Annotated in this window: 19 protein-coding genes; 6 read left to right on the top strand and 13 right to left on the bottom strand. The window is 38.3% G+C overall.

The window, feature by feature from the left end; all coding sequences use genetic code 11:
- Nucleotides 1–731: 731 nt before the first annotated feature.
- The 3 genes from mobV (at nt 732) to RIV7116_RS23760 (ending at nt 4,097) form a co-directional block, all read left to right on the top strand.
- Nucleotides 732–2,381, top strand: coding sequence for a MobV family relaxase (mobV, locus tag RIV7116_RS23770; RefSeq protein ID WP_015120877.1), 1,650 nt, complete (start codon nt 732–734; stop codon nt 2,379–2,381).
- Nucleotides 2,365–2,844 carry a hypothetical protein gene (locus RIV7116_RS23765; protein WP_015120876.1) on the top strand — a complete coding sequence of 160 codons (480 nt, stop codon included), beginning with the start codon at nt 2,365–2,367 and terminating at the stop codon, nt 2,842–2,844. The genes mobV and RIV7116_RS23765 overlap by 17 nt, the downstream gene beginning before the upstream one ends.
- A 419-nt stretch (nt 2,845–3,263) precedes the next feature.
- The gene (locus tag RIV7116_RS23760) at nt 3,264–4,097 is read left to right on the top strand and encodes a hypothetical protein (protein ID WP_015120875.1); all 834 of its coding nucleotides are present in this window, start codon (nt 3,264–3,266) and stop codon (nt 4,095–4,097) included.
- On the opposite strand, the gene RIV7116_RS23755 is transcribed toward RIV7116_RS23760, so the two are convergent.
- From RIV7116_RS23755 to RIV7116_RS35155, 5 genes are read right to left on the bottom strand one after another with little or no spacing between them, the layout of a single operon-like run.
- Complete coding sequence (locus RIV7116_RS23755) at nt 4,094–4,771, bottom strand: NADPH-dependent F420 reductase (protein WP_015120874.1); 678 nt, start codon at nt 4,769–4,771, stop codon at nt 4,094–4,096. The two genes, RIV7116_RS23760 and RIV7116_RS23755, sit on opposite strands and share 4 nt — an antisense overlap.
- Before the next feature lie 56 nt (nt 4,772–4,827).
- Nucleotides 4,828–5,571 carry an SDR family NAD(P)-dependent oxidoreductase gene (locus RIV7116_RS23750; protein WP_015120873.1) on the bottom strand — a complete coding sequence of 248 codons (744 nt, stop codon included), beginning with the start codon at nt 5,569–5,571 and terminating at the stop codon, nt 4,828–4,830.
- A 47-nt stretch (nt 5,572–5,618) separates the two neighbouring features.
- Nucleotides 5,619–6,047, bottom strand: a complete 429-nt coding sequence (locus RIV7116_RS23745; RefSeq protein ID WP_015120872.1) for a nuclear transport factor 2 family protein — start codon at nt 6,045–6,047, stop codon at nt 5,619–5,621.
- Nucleotides 6,048–6,082: 35 nt separating this feature from the next.
- Nucleotides 6,083–6,289 (bottom strand): zinc-binding dehydrogenase, encoded by a 207-nt coding sequence (locus tag RIV7116_RS23740; protein WP_256380850.1) that lies wholly within the window; start codon nt 6,287–6,289, stop codon nt 6,083–6,085.
- 48 nt (nt 6,290–6,337) lie between these two features.
- Nucleotides 6,338–6,697 (bottom strand): putative quinol monooxygenase, encoded by a 360-nt coding sequence (locus RIV7116_RS35155; protein WP_085977725.1) that lies wholly within the window; start codon nt 6,695–6,697, stop codon nt 6,338–6,340.
- Between the two features lie 117 nt (nt 6,698–6,814).
- On the opposite strand from RIV7116_RS35155, the gene RIV7116_RS23730 reads away from it, so the two are divergent.
- The gene (locus RIV7116_RS23730; RefSeq protein ID WP_015120870.1) at nt 6,815–7,711 is read left to right on the top strand and encodes a LysR family transcriptional regulator; all 897 of its coding nucleotides are present in this window, start codon (nt 6,815–6,817) and stop codon (nt 7,709–7,711) included.
- Nucleotides 7,712–8,001: 290 nt separating this feature from the next.
- On the opposite strand, the gene RIV7116_RS23725 is transcribed toward RIV7116_RS23730, so the two are convergent.
- From RIV7116_RS23725 to RIV7116_RS23715, 3 genes are all read right to left on the bottom strand, one after another.
- Nucleotides 8,002–8,631, bottom strand: a complete 630-nt coding sequence (locus tag RIV7116_RS23725; protein ID WP_015120868.1) for an NADPH-dependent F420 reductase — start codon at nt 8,629–8,631, stop codon at nt 8,002–8,004.
- 46 nt (nt 8,632–8,677) lie between these two features.
- Nucleotides 8,678–9,667: a quinone oxidoreductase gene (locus tag RIV7116_RS23720; RefSeq protein ID WP_015120867.1), complete on the bottom strand. Its 990-nt coding sequence runs from the start codon at nt 9,665–9,667 to the stop codon at nt 8,678–8,680.
- Between the two features lie 73 nt (nt 9,668–9,740).
- Entirely contained in the window at nt 9,741–10,241 is a 501-nt protein-coding gene (locus RIV7116_RS23715; protein WP_015120866.1) for an ester cyclase, read from the bottom strand.
- Nucleotides 10,242–10,346: 105 nt separating this feature from the next.
- Here RIV7116_RS23715 and RIV7116_RS23710 point away from each other — a divergent pair, with 105 nt between their 5' ends.
- A complete protein-coding gene (locus RIV7116_RS23710; RefSeq protein ID WP_015120865.1) occupies nt 10,347–11,252 on the top strand; it encodes a LysR family transcriptional regulator in 906 nt (301 codons plus the stop codon).
- A 70-nt stretch (nt 11,253–11,322) separates the two neighbouring features.
- On the opposite strand, the gene RIV7116_RS34145 is transcribed toward RIV7116_RS23710, so the two are convergent.
- Complete coding sequence (locus RIV7116_RS34145; RefSeq protein WP_015120864.1) at nt 11,323–13,212, bottom strand: DNA N-6-adenine-methyltransferase; 1,890 nt, start codon at nt 13,210–13,212, stop codon at nt 11,323–11,325.
- 286 nt (nt 13,213–13,498) lie between these two features.
- On the opposite strand from RIV7116_RS34145, the gene RIV7116_RS23695 reads away from it, so the two are divergent.
- Nucleotides 13,499–13,846 carry a hypothetical protein gene (locus RIV7116_RS23695; protein WP_015120863.1) on the top strand — a complete coding sequence of 116 codons (348 nt, stop codon included), beginning with the start codon at nt 13,499–13,501 and terminating at the stop codon, nt 13,844–13,846.
- Between the two features lie 35 nt (nt 13,847–13,881).
- Here the strand turns inward: RIV7116_RS23695 and RIV7116_RS23690 are convergent, their stop codons facing one another.
- The 4 genes from RIV7116_RS23690 to RIV7116_RS23675 are packed head-to-tail and all read right to left on the bottom strand — an operon-like array spanning nt 13,882 to nt 19,124.
- The gene (locus tag RIV7116_RS23690) at nt 13,882–15,483 is read right to left on the bottom strand and encodes an AAA family ATPase (RefSeq protein ID WP_015120862.1); all 1,602 of its coding nucleotides are present in this window, start codon (nt 15,481–15,483) and stop codon (nt 13,882–13,884) included.
- Nucleotides 15,484–15,507: 24 nt separating this feature from the next.
- Nucleotides 15,508–16,914 carry a hypothetical protein gene (locus RIV7116_RS23685; RefSeq protein WP_015120861.1) on the bottom strand — a complete coding sequence of 469 codons (1,407 nt, stop codon included), beginning with the start codon at nt 16,912–16,914 and terminating at the stop codon, nt 15,508–15,510.
- A complete protein-coding gene (locus tag RIV7116_RS23680; protein WP_015120860.1) occupies nt 16,911–17,240 on the bottom strand; it encodes a hypothetical protein in 330 nt (109 codons plus the stop codon). Before RIV7116_RS23680 ends, RIV7116_RS23685 begins: the two co-directional genes overlap by 4 nt.
- 60 nt (nt 17,241–17,300) lie before the next feature.
- Nucleotides 17,301–19,124: a type IV secretory system conjugative DNA transfer family protein gene (locus tag RIV7116_RS23675; RefSeq protein ID WP_015120859.1), complete on the bottom strand. Its 1,824-nt coding sequence runs from the start codon at nt 19,122–19,124 to the stop codon at nt 17,301–17,303.
- Nucleotides 19,125–19,127 lie beyond the last annotated feature (3 nt).

Genomic DNA, 19,127 nt, shown 5'->3' with positions numbered 1-19,127 from the left:
TTTACTTCGCTCCAAACATATTCCAGCCTGTTGATAAGTTCATTTGTAAAGTTCATTTGTAAATTCATTTGTAAAGTTCATTTGTAAACACACTACACAATTTTTTTATTTGCGGCTTGAATAATTATTGCGTTGAAATTAAACCCCAGTTTTCGTTCAATAAATTTATTTCAAGCGTCTTATTAGAATCGGTATTAACAATGCTTATCACTCTAAATAATAAATCAAACAAGATTGATTTGTGGTTAGCAGTTTTAATTTTCAACATTTTTAATTCTCGATAACTTTAACAATCTTTCTATTTAGTAACGAATGAGGAGTAGAAGCGGCAATCTAGCAATAGGAAGATTCTTTTTTCTCGAATTTACAGCAAAAACTCATCGTATTAAAAATTATTTTTGGTTTAAGTAGAAGAAATATTTACTAAAAGACTGTAGCTATTGCTATGACTAAATATTAAGCATACAAAGACAGAAAATATTTTGTGTATAATTACATTAATTTAAAACAGTAAATGCTAAAAATAGTACATAAGCTTTGCTGTTAAATCAGATTAATTAGAAGGAAATACATAGAGTATATGTAACTTATAAATGTAGTTTTAAATTCATACGTAAGGTAAAAATCCTGTTTTAAGGGTAAAATTTAGTTGCATTTACTGCGTAAATTCAAAAACTTTGCTTCCGAATAGCAAATTCAATTCATAAGAAGATAAAAACTAATCAAAAGCGATGATACCGCTAGCCGTCTGTAAAATCCAGAAAATCAAAAGCTGGGGAATGCTCAAGGGTAATGAAGCTCATACCGCACGAGAAAGAGATACCCCCAATGCAAACCCAGAAGTAACCAATATACGAATTATTGGTGATTCTTCCAATTTAGATTTAGCAACTTTAGTAAGACATGCAATCGGTTCGCAGAAAATCCGCTCAAATGCCGTTCTTGCAATAGAAATGTTGCTCAGTGCAAGTGCTTCCTATTTCCGTCCCAATGCACCTCAAGAAGCAGGAACTTATGACAAACAACGCTTAGATAACTTCGTGGAAGCAACAGTTAATTGGTTGTATTCTTCTTGGGAAGAACGAGTAGTTAGAGCAGAATTACATCTTGACGAAATTACACCTCATATTCACGCTTATATCGTGCCGTTGGACGAGCAAGGTAAGCTCAATTGTCGGGCATTGTTTGGTGGAAAAATAAAATTATCCGAATTACAAGATAGTTTCGGAAGGGGTGTCGAACATCTTGGAATCTCTCGCGGGATTAAAGGTAGTAAAGCGACTTATACCACGCTCAAAAAATACTATGCTGCCGTAAATCAAGATTCACAACTTATAAATTTAGAACGCTTTCTTCCGGAAACTAGGATGTCTGAATCTAGCGAGGAATACCGACAGCGAATCATTCAAGTTTTGAATCCTGAGTTTGAAATAATTAACTACCAACTCAATCAACGTTCTCGCTTGCTCAAACAATTCGCCGAATTGAAGCGAACTGCAACACAGAACGAAAAACTTCGCCAAGAATTAGAGTCAGAATTAAGAATACTCAAAACAACTATTGAACGTGAAGAATTGCCTTTAGGTTTGGTTGCTTACGAATTAGGGATAAATCTAGATAACCGATGGTTGTCCAAAACTAACGCTATCGACTTAGTGATGCAAGTCAATCAGTGTAAATTTGATGATGCACTTATCTGGTTACGCGATAAATTCGGAGAGGAACAGATGCTAGCTGCGGTGACTAATCAAGTAGCTCGCAAAGCCTTAAGCATTGCACATCAATATCCGACAAAAATATTCGTACCACCAGTACCCGACAAAAGTCTTTGGAAAGAAGTTGAAAAATATTTCCAAAACCATTACTGTATTCCCCACAAATTGACACAGACACTTAATCAGCGTGGTTTGCTATATGCAGATAGTAATAGTAACGCCGTATTTTTAGCCCGAAACCTTTCTTTTGAAAATACCGGAGCTTATCTACACTCATTGAAAAATACCGCGAATACTTTTAGTTTATATCCTGGAAGTAAACGTTCTGGTGGTTGGTTTCATCTGAGTATGGGAAGAATGTCGGATAATCCGATAACAGCAGCAATGTTAACTGCTTCACCAATTGAATCGTTATCTCTAGCTATATTAAACGCTCCTCATACAGACAGAACTCTTTACTTATCTATTGACTCGGTAGAGCAGCACATTCATACACCTGTAAGATTTCTACGAAATGTACCAAATATAGCTATCACCATCCCTGGTAAAAGTGCGATCGCCATTCAAAAGCTTTTACCTCATTCAATTCAGTTACAGCCGAAAACCACCTGGAATAAAGAATTACAACATCGTCAAGGAGTCAAAAACTATGCCACGTTGGAATAGAGAACGCAATGAAATGACAATATTATCATTCTTGATGAGTAATAATCCTTTGTCGTACATATTAGGGTTTGCTTTGTTTGGAATGATAATAGGTGTAGACCTTTGGTTCAAATCGGTAACGGAGAATTTTCAGAAACCAGAGGTTAAGAAGCAACCTGAAACGGCACAGGAATATGCTGAACGAGGTTACGAACTGATGAATGAAATACCACCGTTTCAACAAAATCAGAATAAAAAGCATCAAGCTAATTGCAAGAATGCACAAAAATCTTTTCAAACAGCAATTTCTCTTGATTCCAAAATCGCTTTAGGCTATGAAGGGCAAGGTATGAGTCTAATTTGTCAGAAAAATATAGCGGAAGGTAAAAAATCCCTTCGCTATGCTAAAACCCTTTATTTACAGCAAGGTCAAAAGCAAGAAGCTAAAAATATAGATTTAATTTTAAAATACACTAATAATTAAGCTTTTACTATATTAACGGTCGATAGCTATTGAAGGGATTAATAGTTATTGACCGTTGTTTTGTCTTTTCTCACATCAAATTTGTGTCAAGATAGGTCAAATAATATTTATTTTTAAAGTAAAAATATAAACAATAAATCGAAATGTAATATTTAAATATTTATGTAGTATTGGTTGATTCATATTAACTTAAGCTACAGTTAAATCAGTGTTTAATAGCATATCAAAAGCTAATTATTTCTGATTCGTATTGCTGAGAACGATAAATATAAAATCAACAAAATTTGAAATAATATAAACGGGTGTATCTACTCAAAAACAGTAAGAGAAGATAACAATCTAGTTATTATACGAGATTGTTAAAACGGTTAGATGGAAGAACGCTAAAAGCATTTTTTCTAAATTCATTATCACAAATTATGAATCTATCTAATACTCTGAAACCAGTAGAAAGTAACCGTTCAAAAAGAATTGTTTATCCAAATCGTAATTTAAAAATACCAAACACGACTTTATCTAGGTGGCGATGGAGACATCATTATTGGACGACTTATCGACTTCCAGACGGTACGAAAGTAATGAGCGCTCGTCAAACCGCACGATTAGTTGGACAATCGAAAGCGGATGTTATAGATTTTGTGCAATCCAATAATTTAGAAACAATAGATGTCAAAATTCCTTCTAAAGTTGTTATTAATGCAATTACTTTACCTGCAATCGCAACTTATTTACAGCATCTTCTCGAAGGAGGTAAATTAAAGCATCATCGATTATCTCTATGTCGTGAAGAATGGGAAGATTTTATAGAGGGATTAAATTTTAAATCGCAGAAAAACTTTGTTTTACCAAATCCCTGTTTTTTTAAAAGTAGTTCTTTAGTAAAAAGAGCAAATCCAATTCAAATTCAACTTAACGATGAGATTAATTTAGAAGTTTTGGTATTAGCAACTGGAGAATATCGGATTTCATATGCACAGGGATTGCAGTGTATTGAAATGAATTATGATTGGTTGATGGATAATTCACCTAAAAAAGCTAGAATGCTTTCTAAAATGAAGATATCTCACCAACCTATCGAATGTCGATTTATTACCGAACTTGGAGTAGTACAAGTACATACTTTTAGTTGTAATGATTGGCTCAGAATATGGGAGCATTTCGCGACTAAGAGCAATAAAACTGCTATTAAGGTTTTGAAAGCTTGTGCGGAAGAGAATATTCCGACGAGGGTTGAGAAGGTTCTGCTTAACTAAACTTCGCTTGTTTCTATTTTTGAAGCTTGTAAAAACGTTGGAGCAAGTCTTCCGTAGTCACCTCGAAACTGATGGGTACCTACATGGTGTAACAACACTCCCATTTGTTCGATATAACGACCGTTGGCAAGTTCTCCAGCATCAAAAGATTGAAAACCAGCATCTCGCGCAAGTTGAGCAACAATTTTCTTGGCTTCTGGGTCATCTCCAGCGATGAATACAGGAGGTAAAACTGGATTTTTAGCCCATTGACTAGCATCTAGTAAATTGGATGGCATTGTACTAAATGCTTTCACCACACGAGCTTTGGGAAGTCGCTTTTGCAATTCTTCAGAAGTTGAATTCGATTTCATAAACTCCAAATCGTGATAATGCTCAAACTCTGGAGTGACTTTAAGCGGGTTCATAGTGTCGATGACAATCTTATCCTCAAGTTCGCCAACTTCAGCTAAGGTTGCATCTAGATTACCCCAGTACACTGAGAATAGAGCTACATCTCCAAATTCAGCAGCTTCTTTAGCACTACCTTTAGTTCCACCTTCCACTGTTTTCAGAAAATTCTCTAATTTAGTTTGATCTCCAGCTTTTGCTAGTTTGAGTTCGTGACCTGCTTTCAACCAAGATTGAGCTAATGTACGACCAATATTTCCTGCGTTGATAATGCCAATTTTCATTTTGATTTCTCCTATAAATTTTTGACAGTAATACCTGAATTTCTGATTGTTTTGGATTACAATCCACCATCAACAGCAATTTGTTGACCAGTAACCCATCTACTTAAATCAGATGCGAGAAATAGAACTGCTTGCGAGATATCTTCTGCGGAGCCAAGACGACCTAATGCTGCTTGACTTGCCATCGATTCTTTTTGCTCGGAAGGTACATAGCTAACCCAGTCTGTAGCGGTATAACCGGGGAGAATACTATTTACCGTGATGTTGCGGGGAGCTAATTCTTTAGACCACATCCGAGTAAATTGTTCAATTGCTCCTTTAGTAGCTGCATATACACTTGTTTGAGGTACGTGATGCTTTGTGCTACCTGATGACATATTGATGATGCGTCCATTGTCGCTTAATAGCGGAAGTAACTTCTGGGTGAGGAAAAACGCTCCCTTGACATTGGTTCCAAACAACCAATCATATTCAGATTCTGTCATCTCTTCAAAGGATTTGCTGAGAAAGCTACCAGCATTATTTACTACAATATCTATGGAGCCAAATTCAGCTTTTAGCGAATTAACAAGCTCATCTAAGTGGGCTATATCGGAAATATCTGACTTAAATCCTTTGACTTTAGACTTACTAGCAAGCTCTTGTTCTAATTCCCTTGCTTTATCGACACTGTTGACGTAGGTAAAAGCAACTGTTGCGCCATGATTTGCTAAATCTTCTACAATGGCTCGACCGATACCTCGCGTACCTCCAGTAACCAATGCAACTTTACCCGTTAAATCAATTGTTATGCTTTTCATGGTATTTTCCTTTTTCTAGTTTCTGTAACTCTTGTACGGTATTTGTTCTAAGCTGCTTTGCGGGCTAATGCAACACCAGCGGTATTTTCGTAAAATTGACCACCTGCAATCAGACCATCTCGCATATCGAAGCGAGCAATCCAGTCACTATCTGCGATTTTTCCGGTTTGACGATGACGGAAGGTAAAGTGACCTTCGACAAAAACGGTTTCACCAGCATCGTTATAGCGTTTTGGTTCAAATTCAAGTGCTTCAAATTCTGAAAACAATAGCGTCGTCAATCTGATATAGCCTTCTTTACCTTTATGGGTGTAACCAGCCCAAGGAATTGCTTCTCGCAGGATTTCATTATCACTACTACCGACAATCCATTGAAAATCAGGTTGAGCGTAGGATTGAAAAGCCCGGTCAAAATCACCTGCATACTGTGCTTCTAGAAACTTTTGTACTGTTTTAATTTTTGTTAATGTTTTCATCTCAATTTCTCCACAAGACTGATTTCGGGTTTTGATTAACTAGCAGCCTTGAGCAGAAGTTTACCAACTCGCTTGCTGTTTTCTTGCTCTTGATGAGCTTGTGCTGCGTCTTTGAGGGGAAACGTCTTGGCAATTTGGGGATTAATAATTCCTGCTCTAAAAGCTTCAAATACTTTGTTGCTTCGTTCCAATAATTGTTGGCGATCGCGAATAAAATCGAAGATCATGAAACCTGCAACAATGCGAGAACGGTCAACTAAAGACAGTACGTATTGATATTATTCTTTGTCTTAGTAAGCAATTTGCAGAATGGTTGTTGTTGGTGGCTCAGCAATGACTTCCTTCAATACCACCAATCCAGCTTTGAAATATTCGGTTTGTTCGTGGAAATCAACAGCATCAATTGAATTCCAACGGTCGTAAAAGTAGAAAATGGTTGGGTCATTAGCATCGCGATTGACGTGATAGGTAATATTCCCTGCTTCCTGACGCGATTTCTCTACAACGGTTTGCATTGCTGCTTCCAAACGGTCACCTGCTGCTTTGTCTTTGACACGAACGGTGGTAAGTAAAGCAAAGGGCTGATTCGGATTATCTAATGTTGAGTGTAATCTTTGTTGGAGAGTTTGTTGAGTTTGTTGTCCACTCATAATGACCTCTTTTTGTTTAAATTCTTTGGATTGGAATGTTGTTTTTGCATCCATGACTAAACTTTATCTAGTTTTATTGGATTGATAAATACCCAAAATTGCAATAGACTGTTGACTATGCAATCAACAATCGACCTTGAATCCCTCGAAATTTTCCGCGCTGTTATTGATGCTGGGAGTTTTACCGCAGCAGGTGAAATGCTTGATAAAGACAAAGCACACGTTAGCCGAGTCGTTAGTCGCTTAGAAAAACGCTTGGGTGTACAACTCTTAAAACGCTCAACCCGAAGCTTAAGCATCACTGAAATTGGTCGCGATTTATACGAGCGAGCTTGTGGTATTTTGAATGCATTGGAAGAGACAGAAGCCTGTATTGCTCAAGCTCATGGAGAGCCTCGCGGACTGCTTAAAGTAACCGCAGGAACGGAGTTTGGGTTAATGCGAGTCAATTGTTGGATATCGGAATATCTCAAACGATATCCCCAAGTGCAGGTGGAAGCAGATTTTTCTAATCGTATAGTAGATGTGATTCACGAAGGTATTGATGTTGCGATTCGGGTAGGACCGTTAGTGGATTCGGAGTTATCTGTTCGTCCTTTGGGCTGCATTCGCTATGGTTTGTACGCAAGTTGTGCCTACGTTCATGCGCGGGGAGAACCCGAATCTTTACAAGCTTTATCAGAACATTCGCTGATTATGTTTTCTCCCAAGGGTAAACCTGTCTGGTTGTTAGTGAAGGGTAAACAAAGGCAGGAGATTACTGGCGAAGCGCTATGTATAATTAACAATAGTTTGGCAGCTAGAGATTTAGCAGCAGACGGACTAGGTATTGCTTTGTTACCGCATTTTCAGGCAGCACCATTAGTTTCCCAGGGTAGACTGACTCAAATACTCAAAGATTGGGAAAGAGTACCCGTACCCGTGTCTGCGATTTTTACCTCCAGTCGTTACATGACACCCAAAGTCAGAGCGTTTGTTGATTTAGCTGTAGCGGATTTCAAAACATCATTGTAACTACGCGCACCTACGTGAAACAGCGCGGTCTTGGGGAGCCAGTCCGTTGCGGAGGTTCCCAAGCCACTGCGTTGCCGAGGAACACGACGGTTGTAGCAAGTGGCGCTCCGTTGTAGGAACTGGCGTGGTCTCCCCCATGTAAGCGAAGCTTTCTCGCAGAGTGCGACTGTTGTTAGCGTAGCGTCTCCCGGAGGGAGATACCCGAAGGGTAAAATAGCCCACGTATAAAATACGGGGGCTTTTGATAGCTTTAGAATTAGTTAAACAAGCTAATAATTCAAGCACCTGCATTATGCTTTAACAGTTGTTCTCAAAGTGCGAAGCTTTTCTTGTGCTTGTTCGGGTGTTAGCTTAACGTTCCAAAGCGGACTACCTGGGTCAAGAGGACTTGATTGTGCTACAGTTCCAACTTTGAAGGGAATTAAGCCCGAATCTTCGATAAGCTGTCTGACTACCCGCTCATCTCTCTCTTCATCCACAGCGTAGGTCATAACAAGGCTTGGTTCTAGAACATTACTGTATTGTTCTACATATCCAGTCCATAACGTAGTAAAAGCTTTGGCAACACGAGCAGTATTGATTTTCTGCTGCATCACTACACCAGCAACTTCATTTTCTCCAATAAGTTGCTTCAAATTGCCATTTTCATCGCTATAAAGCGGGTTGGTTGTATCAATTACCAGTTTACCGTCAAAGTGATTTTTCATCTGGTCAATTGCCGAGTTAACTGTGCGGTAATTTACGGCTAGAATGATAACTTCGCCAAAAGCTGCTGCTTGGGTAACGGTACCTATTTGATAATTACCAGCCTCAATATTCTCAGGATTGCGAGACGATAACATCACCTCATGACCTGCTCTTTTAAACAATTCTCCGTATTTTTTACCAATTGCTCCTGCGCCGATTATACCGATTTTCATCTTAAATCTCCTTTTTTATTTCATTAATTGATTAACTGGATGCTCGCTATATCTTGAGTAAAATTTTGCCCATGTTGTTACGGTCTTCTATAAGCTGATGGGCTGCTATAGCATCTTCTAGAGGAAATATCTGAGAAATTTGAGGCTTGAGCCATCCTTCCCTAATAGCTTGCCAAACTGCATTAGCTCTCATAATTCTTTCTTCACGATTGGCAACATAATCAAATAAATCTGCACCATGAAGAGTTCGAGAACGATAAAGTAAATCGAAAGGATTGATATTGTCTGGCATACCACCAGCAATTCCGTAGGTCACAATATGTCCCCGTGTTGCAACCGCTTCAAAGTCACCTGACAAGGTTGTTTTACCTACTCCGTCTATGATTAAATCTGCACCTTTACCATCAGTAAATTTTTTGACTCGCTCGACAAAATTTTCTTGGGTATAGTTAATAATCTCCGAAGCCCCTAATGCCAAAGCTCTTTGTGCTTTATGCTCGCTAGACGCAGTACCGATAACAAATGCACCCAGATGTTTTGCCCACTGGACGAGATTTAAACCCATTCCCCCTGCTGCTGCATGAATTAAGACAGTCTTTCCAGGCTCAAGCCGCACAAAATCGTTCATCATATAGTGGGTTGTTAAACCCTGGGCTGTCATAGCTGCTGCCGTCTCAAAAGAGATATCATCGGGAAGAGGAATTAGTTTCCAAGCCGCAATAGGAATATATTCAGCATATGCACGGTCTAAACCAGCCTCTTCTTCCTGCATAAAGCTAACGCGGTCGCCTACTTTTACCTCGGTTACACCTTCTCCGATAGCAATCACTTCACCAGCCCCTTCAGGACCGGGAATAAAGGGAGTAGGAACAGGTGGATTGGGATACCAACCGCGACGCATCGCTACATCGATAAAATTTACTCCTGCATAGTGGATTTTAACTAAAGTTTGTCCGGGCTTTGGTTGGGGAATTTCTGTTTCGATTAATTTAAGAACATCTGCCGCACCATGTTCGGTTACTTGAATGGTTTTCATAGTTATATTGCTTTGTAAGCTCAATAGTTGAAAATTTCTTTGTCAGTAAAAATGAATTGCTTGCACTTTCTGATTAATCAAATTTGCTAGCTTCCAAACCGCGAATAATTGGTTCTGGGATAAAATTCTGGGGATAGTGCATTCCCCGTTCGCGAATCAAATACATAGTCAAATCCATCGTATGGTCTGCTACCCAAAAGCGCGTTACCTGACCGTTATTTATCCAAAGAATAAAATACTCAATTGAAGTACCCATTCTCCCAGTGGGTTCTAATCCAAAAAATTCCTTGTCATGCTTCCAATTCAAATTAACAGCGATGGTAGCGCGATTTACACCGTAAATTTCGTCTACCAAATCCAATCGAGGTCGAAATCCAGATTGGAATTGAGCAGCCCAATTTTTGAGTGCTTCTCTACCAATCAATGGCATTGTGCCAACAGTGCTACGTACTTCCACATCAGAAGCAATTACTTCATCCCAGAGGTCGAGATTGCGCTCGTTAAAACCCTTGTAAATTTGACGACCGATGCGTTCGGATTGAGCAATAGCATCAACAACTTCTTGTGAATTCATAGTTTTGTCTCCTTTTTTGTTTCTAAATACAGAATAATCTTTAAATAAAGTAAGATAAATAGGCTAAAAGTTATTTTATTATTTACTTTTATTCACTAATAAGAGATGAAAAGCCTGAGTAATATCAAAACCTTTGTTCGAGTTGCCCAAACCAAAAGCTTCGTCGAAGCTGCGAATGTATTAAGTCTTTCTCCTCCGGCTACTAGTAAAGCAGTCGCGAAACTCGAAGAGGAGTTAGGAGTTAAACTACTACACCGAACTACCCGCAGCGTGAGTTTGACTAACGAAGGGGAAAGATTTTATGAAGTAGCTCAAAGACTTTTAGAAGAAATGGATGACTTAGTTCAAGAGTTAAAAGATACGAAAACAGAACCGAGTGGACGACTGAAAGTTAGTATGTCTACAGCCTATGGGAGAATGTGGGGAACAATTTTATTAGCTCAGTTTAGAAGAGATTATCCCCAAATATCCGTTGACCTTTCTCTTGATGATAGAGACGTTGATTTAGCTGCTGAAGGTTTTGATGTAGTAATTCGCGTTGGAGAATTAGCTGATAGCGCTAATTTAATTGCCAGAAGGTTATTTCTTGACCCTTTAATTACTTGTGCGACTCCTGAATATTTAGAACGCTATGGAAGACCGCAACATCCGGAGGAATTAGCTCAATACAACTGCTTAAATTTCCGCAATCGCAAAACGGGTCGTCTGGTACCTTGGTTTTTTACTATTGATGAACAAATTGAACGCAGGAATTTCACGGGTACACTAACTATTGATGATGGGGAAGCTGTAGGTCAAGCTGCTATGTTAGGTATGGGTATTAGTCAAATGCCTGGGTTTATGGCTATAAACGCTTTAACTGAGGGTAAATTAGAAGAAATTTTGGCTGATTACAGACCGCCCGAAGTGCCTTTTACAGCGCTTTATTTAGAACGACGACTAGTTTCACCACGGATTCAGGCTTTTATTGATTTTATGGTTCTTAAGGGTGCTATTTGGGCTGTTCGATGATTGATTCGCCACTGTTTAATGCCAAAAGCCCCGCTGACGGACTAGCTGAGCGTGGATTGTATTCCCTGGCTTATTGATTGATTCCTAATACCTTCAAAATTGCTCGAACTGGTGTCTTATCAACCTCTAATTGCTGAATCTGAGTTAATAACCGCTTTGGAATATAAGTACTTTTAGAAATTATTTTTTCACCACTTTTTAGCTGCCAGTCATACCAAGCCTGTTGGTACTGTTTACCATTCTTCTTGGTAATAGTTCGTATCTGAATTCTGCCCGTGCCCTTTCCCCGATTTCTTCTTTTAGTACTAATGGTTGGGTTAACCGTTAGTACTGGTTCTGTTTCTTCTTGCTCGGGAGTACTAACGGTTGAGTTAACCATTAGTACTGTGTCCGTTTCCTCTTGCTCGGGAGTACTAACGGTTGAGTTAACCATTAGTGCTGTGTCCGTTTCCTCTTGCTCGGAAGTACTAACGGTTCGCTCAACAGGTAGTACTGGTTCTGTTTCTTCTTGCTCATGAGTACTAACGGTTGAGTTAACCATTAGTACTGTGTCCGTTTCCTCTTGCTCATGAGTACTAATGGTTGAGTTAACCGTTAGTACTGTATCCTGGGTAGAAACATTTTTGTCAACCCACATAGATGCTGGAGGATAAACAACACCATAAGGGTCAAACACTTCCTTAAACCTTTCCCAATTTCCACCCCAGTAAACCAGACAGTGCGATTGCCGAGCTGATAATCTTGGTTTGTAACTCATATCAAGGAACTTGATTCGACCAGTCCAAAAACAAACGGGTTGAGATTTCAGTAGTGGAGATAGCCACCTAGTATCCGTAGCAGCAGGAACTAGTGCGATAGCTTCCGTTACCCGTCCCGATTCAAATTCAGCTTGCAACTTTTTTATCCACACACTTGGCGCAGAGTACGGAGGATTCATAAATATACGTCCGTTCCACTCTTGAATTAAACCGTCATCAAGAACTGTGTAGTGCTGCGCTGCTCTTATGTGCTTACCTTCATCCGCGCAAGGGTCAAGAGTAATTTGTCCAAGCACCTGAGTAACAAGATCAGATATATGAGGTGGAGTGTACCATTCGTCTGATGATAATGATTTATTGCTAAGAGATCCCTGTCCCCTACTCCCTGCATTAGATTTTAAATAATCTTCTGATGGAATAGGAGTAGTTGTTTCCTGAGTCTTTATTAATTCTGCTATTTCAGGATTAGATGGGAGAGTATCAACAGAAATATTGAATAGTCCTTGCTTACCCTTAACAGCAAACGGTTCTGTTATTGGTTGAATATTTTCCAACTTCCATGCATAACGTCCAACTTCCCAATCACCACTCTTTATTTCTGTTTCTGATTGCTGGGTAATAAGCGAGGGTGTTATAGGGATGCAATCTACTAAATCGCAAACGGCGATCGCCTTTCCACATGGAAAATTAATTTCGTTCCAAGCTGGTAATTCGACGCTACTACAAATAGAACGATACTGTTGATATTGCTTTTTAGTTAGTTTAGCTGTGGAGCAAATTAATAGCTTACCTCTATAGTTGGTTTTCCAGCTTCTAGTCTCATACTGTTTTATACCCAAAGCAATCAATGAGCAATAAGGCTGCCACAAGCTGATTGCTTTCAAAGAATGATTAGATAATAATCGGTCAGATTCTTGCTCCCGTTGAATCGAACTTTGAGGAGTTGGGGTTAATTCTTCCGTATCCGCCGATTTGACCGTTATAGATTCAGAAAATTTTGAATCAGATAGTCCTGACAAACATTTGTTCTCAGGGGATAAATTCTCCTCTTCCTCTCCCAAAAATTTGTTTTGCTCGATTTTGGGAAGACTGTGACCGTCTGGTTCATCCCAAGCAGGGTCATAAAAAACTTTATCCCAGTCGCGTTGAGTGCCTTGTTTTTCAAAGTCCTGATATAATTCAATGTCAAAAAGAGTTGTCATTTTGATATCTTCCTTACGGATGAATCCTCTACCAACTAGGAGCAAACACACTTGATTCTTAAATAGAAGCAAAAATAAGAGCTATTGCTATATAGCCGTCAACTATTTAACTTGATATTTTTTAGTTCGGGAGAATATGCTTTCTTTATTGCGCTTAGTCGCAATACGAAGTCGCAACCTGCTTAATCTGGTAGCATTAAATTATTCGCCGAGAATCTCTATTGCGAGTTAGCTACTTATAGAATTATATAATTAAACGGCTCAAAATTATATTTATTATATAAAGATGGATTACAGAAAAGCTTTTATTCAAACACTGAAAAAATTTGGTATACCTGCAAAATCTTTGGCACTTAGTAGTGGAGTACAAGAATGTCAGATTAGCCAATTCAGGAAAGGTAAAGATTTGATGGCTGAAACTCTTTTCAACTTGATAGCTGCACTACCAAGTGATGCAAAGATTTATTATTTTTCTCTTTTAAATGGGGAGTCAATGCTAGACACGGTTGATTTGCGATCGCTAATTGGTTCGATGTCGATAGAGCGCAAGTCTGAGGTATTGAATTTAATCGCTAATTCCCTAGTAGAAAATCAAGCGAAAACTGAATCTGCTTCACTAGTACAAACGGTATAGGTTATTAGAGTTAGCTATTATTTATAGCTATAATCTTATACCGCATCGCCCCAAAAGGAAGTAATAGCAGGGGCAAACACCGATGTATCTTCACTGCTAGCGGGTTGTGAAAAATACTTAGCACGGTTAGCGATCGCCAAAATTCTATCAGTGTCCCTGACATACAACGGCACCATCGAGTCCCGTTGTTCCAATAATTCATTCAAACCAATATTCATTTTAAGCCCTTGATGAAACAATTTGCGAGCAGCCTTCTCCACCATCCGAGCTAATTCCGCGCCAGTACAATTAACAGTTTTATTGAGAATAATCCGCCATTCTTTTTGTGTAAGCACATCACTATCCTTGTATCGCTTATCAAATCTCGCTAAATGCATCATTAAAATTTCCTTACGCTCGTAAGCTTGAGGGAATCCCACATAAAATATTTCATCAAATCTTCCCATCCTGGTTAGCTCTGGTGGTAACACATCAATTCTATTGAGAGTAGCAACCACAAACACCGCAGTTTTTTTGTCCTGCAACCAAGTAAGTAGAGTTCCTAAAATCTGTGTAGAATTAGTATCTTCACCACCTGTTGATGAATTAGAAAATAGCTTATCTAACTCATCAAAGTAAAGCACTACTGGAGCGCAAGCTTCAACCCGCTCCAAAGTACGCTTCAAATATGTAGCACCACCGCTCACAACTGCTGCAGTATCTACACTAACAAGAGGAAAACCTAGAAGAGAAGCACAGACATTAGCTGCTAAAGTTTTACCAGTTCCGGGTGGCCCTACTAGTAAACATCCTTTGGGAAGAGGAATATTCGCTTTCCTGGCTTCCGTTGAAAAATCCAGTTTGGCTCTGTGGGTAAACTTCTTGAATAAATCTAAACCGCCAAAATCAGGTACGCTTGGCTTTGAAACAAAATTCAAATTCAAAGAACGAAAGCGATTAATCTTGTAAGCTAAAAGTTGCTTTAATAAATCATGAATATTTGTTGTCTCTTCAGGACGAATAGCAATTTTTAACCCCAAGCGAATTTCTTCAATAGTCAGACCAGAAGCAGCACTTACTAGGCTCGATATATTAGTTTTCTGTGTCAAACATGGTAATTCTTTTTTGAGGTAATCAGCGATATCATTCTCAGAAGGCAATGGATTATATAAAGTCGGAATTAAACTAGCAAGAGTTGAGGGTATTTCAACATTATCAGTGGTCAAAATGATTAGTTTTTTGAAGAAACTATTATTTTCAAGTTCATAGTAGATATTAATGATTTTTGATATAAGTTTGTGAGAAAAAAATTTATCTTCTTCTGACGCAGTATTTCCTAAAGAAAATAAGTTTTCAAAAACAAATATTCCTTCTCTTTCAGAATCCATTAAAAACTCAAAAACATCAAAAACATCTAGGTCGTGCTTGCATAAACAACTAGAATGTATAGCTTCAAAATCTACTTTATCTTCCGAATTACAATTTACTTGTTCCATGCATCCCCAGCCAGAATTCCATAGATATACAGGAACATTTTTTAGAGAAGCACTGTTTCTTATAATTGACCCTAAAACAGTTGCACGTTCTCTGGTTGAAGCAGTTACGTTAATTACAGGAACACCTGAATCAATCAATACGTTTAAATAAGATAATTCCATTGTTAATCCGTTATTAATTTTGTACTAAACTAATTCAAAATCTTGGTTATTCTTGGATTTGGACTCTACTAAATTTTGTTGTGACGGTTGCAGCTTTGGTAAGATTTGTTCAAAATACGTTAAATCTTTTTGACTCATATTACTTTTGAGCTTTCCCCCATCCTTTTCTAACAACACACCACGTCCATCTTTAGCTTCAATATGCACCCTACCTTCCGGACTAGCTCGCCATTTATAAGAAAATACACCATCAATTTCTACTTCTTTTTGTTGAGCTATAGCATATTGCACCAGAGCGTTAGTCACTCTTTCTACGCTCTTAAAATACTCAGCTTCTTGTTTACCTATAGGAGTAAAGGTTGTAGGTAGGGGTTCATTTTTCTTCAGAGAACGTTGTAAATTGCTAATATCTTGAATTTGTGTGCTGTCCAAATTACCTTGAGAGACTTTTACGCCCAAAGGGGTTGAACGAAACTGCATTATTTGTTTACCCGTTGCTTCGTTAGATACTTCGTATAAAGAACCTTGACGGGAAATTTGGTATTCTCCAGCAGTATATTGATTTGCTCCAGGTTGCGTTTGGAGATGAAATAAAGTTTTTAAAGATGCAGCACCTTTATGTTGTACAGAATTATCTTTAAATTCCCGCACTCCTAGTTTTATAGCAGAAGTCACGCCTTGAACGACAGTTGAAACATTGTTAACAGCTTGCTGCCACCATGAAGTATTTTTGGGTTGCCGTAACCTTTGAGAGATTAGTTCTTGATAAAAATGACGTTCTTGTTGCAATGCTTTTAACTCAGTTCTTAACTGTTCAACTTCAGCCAGTAAGATATTTTTTAAAGGACTATCTTCTAAAACTTTAAGTGACTCTTTAACTCGTGTTGAACCATTAGTAAGTGGTAAATTTGCATCCTCTTTAACTGAAGATGAATGATTATTTAATTCAGTGTTTACAAAATCACCTTCATGAATTTGATTTGAGTCTTGACGCTCTTTAATGTAATTATTTTTTTGGAAAATTTCTGGCTTCTCTTGACTTCTATTTACCGTTTGCTCACCCAATAAATTGTTAACAAGTACTTTACCATTTTCATCCGAATGTAAAATAACTTGTCCATTTAATTCAACTCTTTTGTTAGTTACTCCTTCTACAACATTACCAACGGGTGTAGAGCGTAACTGTTGAAGTTCGCTAATTAATTGAGGATTTAAAAGCTGTCCTGATATTCCAGAAATTTCGTCTCTAAATTGATTATTATCTCGTCCGTAAACTAATCTATCACCATCAAATATTTTTAAATCTTGTTGCTGATTCTCTCCCAAATTTTTAATATCTAGCAACGTTCGTAATAAAGTTTCAATTATCTGCTCGTAATGTTGTTGAATAGCAGTAGCATCTCCGGAGTTTAATGTAAAAATATCACTCATTGTGTTAACTCCTCATGCATTGGCATACGATTCAGAAGAATCTTTTCATCCAAATAAAAAATTGCTAATTCTCCATCGAACATCCAAGCTATAAACTGACTCTCCTGATTACTGTTTCTCGCACATTCATAGCATCCAAATTTATTGATTCTGCCAGCTAATAAGCCATATTGGTCAAATATTTCTATAACAAAAGGACAGTAACCTGTTTCAAACAATGGTTTTTTTATCGCTTCAATTAAGGATTTATGCCATGAAGGATAATTCATTAAAATAGATGAAATATCTGGACTAAAATTTGTTTGTTCTAATTGGAATGCTTGCATTTATTGATTTCTCCACTTGCTCTTTATATTAATTTTCCCCTTCCCGTTTCTTGCTCCCGTTTAAAACACACTCGCAAGTTCTTGAGGAGAAGGTATAGTTCCGGGTTTTTCAGGTAATGGAAATAATTTTTCTGCCAATTGAACACGCTCTAAAAACTGATTAGAACGCTCAGAATCACTTACCTTTACAGAATTATTCTGAATCAATCTTTCTCGCACAAATTCCCATTTATCTTCTGACCAATTCATCTGGTGGATATCTGATAAGGGAACCTTTATTTTTTGCAATAGAGGAACATAAGCTTCCGTACCCCTCTGGTAAGCTGGGTTAATAATTACCGCTTTACCAGTACCCATTTTGGCAAACTGCGCGGGTTCTAATAAATGTCGTTTTTGATGATGCTCGTTAGTACTACGGGAACCTCCACCCTTACCCGTACTGCGAGATTTTGAATTAAATTGAATCTCCATTTCTCCCAGGTAGTCGCTAAACAACTTGGCTGATTCCGTATCTTGGGGATTAAATATAAACTTAGTCGCAGTACCTCCAAAGATTGCTCTTGTCAGTTCTTTTCCGTAAACTTTCTCCAACTGAGCAATATTCTGATATCCTAAAATCCCTACAAACCCATCTTCCCTATTTTCGTTGAGCCAATTTACTAACGCTGGTAGATACAAAGTTGGTAATTCGTCCAAAGCCACAATCAAAGGGTCAGAACGCGGTACAGTACGCGATACATTGCGAGTGACAATCATATGTAAAATAGCCGCAAGTAGTGGACCAACAATATCTCGGTTATTTCTATCCAACCCAAACACAATCAACTGCTTTCCATCTAAATCCAGCGGTAGCGTCGTTTTACCGCAAAAAGCACCGACAAAATCGCGTTTGAGAAAACGTTGAAACATTCTTTGTGCGGTACCAATAATCGACACTGCTGTTTTCTCGGAATCCTTAACGCTGATAAGTTGAGAAAGCGGACGAGAAGTCCATACTTTGAGTTTATCCTTAGAAGCAGCTTCCATACGTGCCGCCAAATTTGGTAGAGATAGAATAGCTTGCGCCATCATCAAATCACAATACTTATCATCCCCAGTCAAAGCTTTAACAGCCTTTGTTACAAGTAAAATACCTTCAACTAGACTATCGCCAGCTTCTTCAAAAAATTTATCGCTATTGTTGTTACTGCGATCAAAATTACGAGAAATAACGTGCGTTAATTGTCCGGCTGCAATAGCGTCCTCCTCATCTTGTAATAAATCCAAAGGATTACAAGTTTCACTTTCAGGAAATCCTGGAGCGAATACTCGTACCTTATAACCGCGTTTCATAGCATAAGCTACAGCTCGTTTAGTTTGCGCGGGGTACTTAAAATCATAAAGACACATTGGAAATCCTTGGTCAAAAGTGCTTCTTATTAAGGGGTCTATAACTGAAAATGTTTTACCAGAACCAGCTGCACCAATAGCAGCAATTCCTCTTTGAGCATCAGGTACATATAAGGTTCTGTTTGGTTCTTTCAACATATGTAGTTGTCTTCTGAACGTGGCTTTAGTTTTGATTAAACCAGCATCACGCCATTGTTTTTCAAGGTTGGATCGAATGAAATCTGGTGTACCAACATAAAGCGCTACTGAGTTTCGTATTGGTTTGGCTATTTGTCTTTTAGCTTTACGTTTAGCCTTGTTTTTCTCAGACTTACCACCCCAATAACTAGTTGCGACTTTACCTTTGTGATTGTTGCCAGACAGGAAGTTGAAAATGGCGATCGCCAAAAAACAGCCCATAAGTATCAACCCGGATTCCGACTTCATTAAATCGGCTAGTCTTTCAATCTGTAAAGTTGGTGGTGTAGTAGTTGTCTCTAATTTAATAGTTGTCATTTT

Origin of the sequence: Rivularia sp. PCC 7116 (genome assembly GCF_000316665.1) — a bacterium.
Lineage (GTDB): Bacteria > Cyanobacteriota > Cyanobacteriia > Cyanobacteriales > Nostocaceae > Rivularia.
Note: the sequence above shows the minus strand (reverse complement) of the source record. Positions and strands in the feature narration are given on the sequence as shown.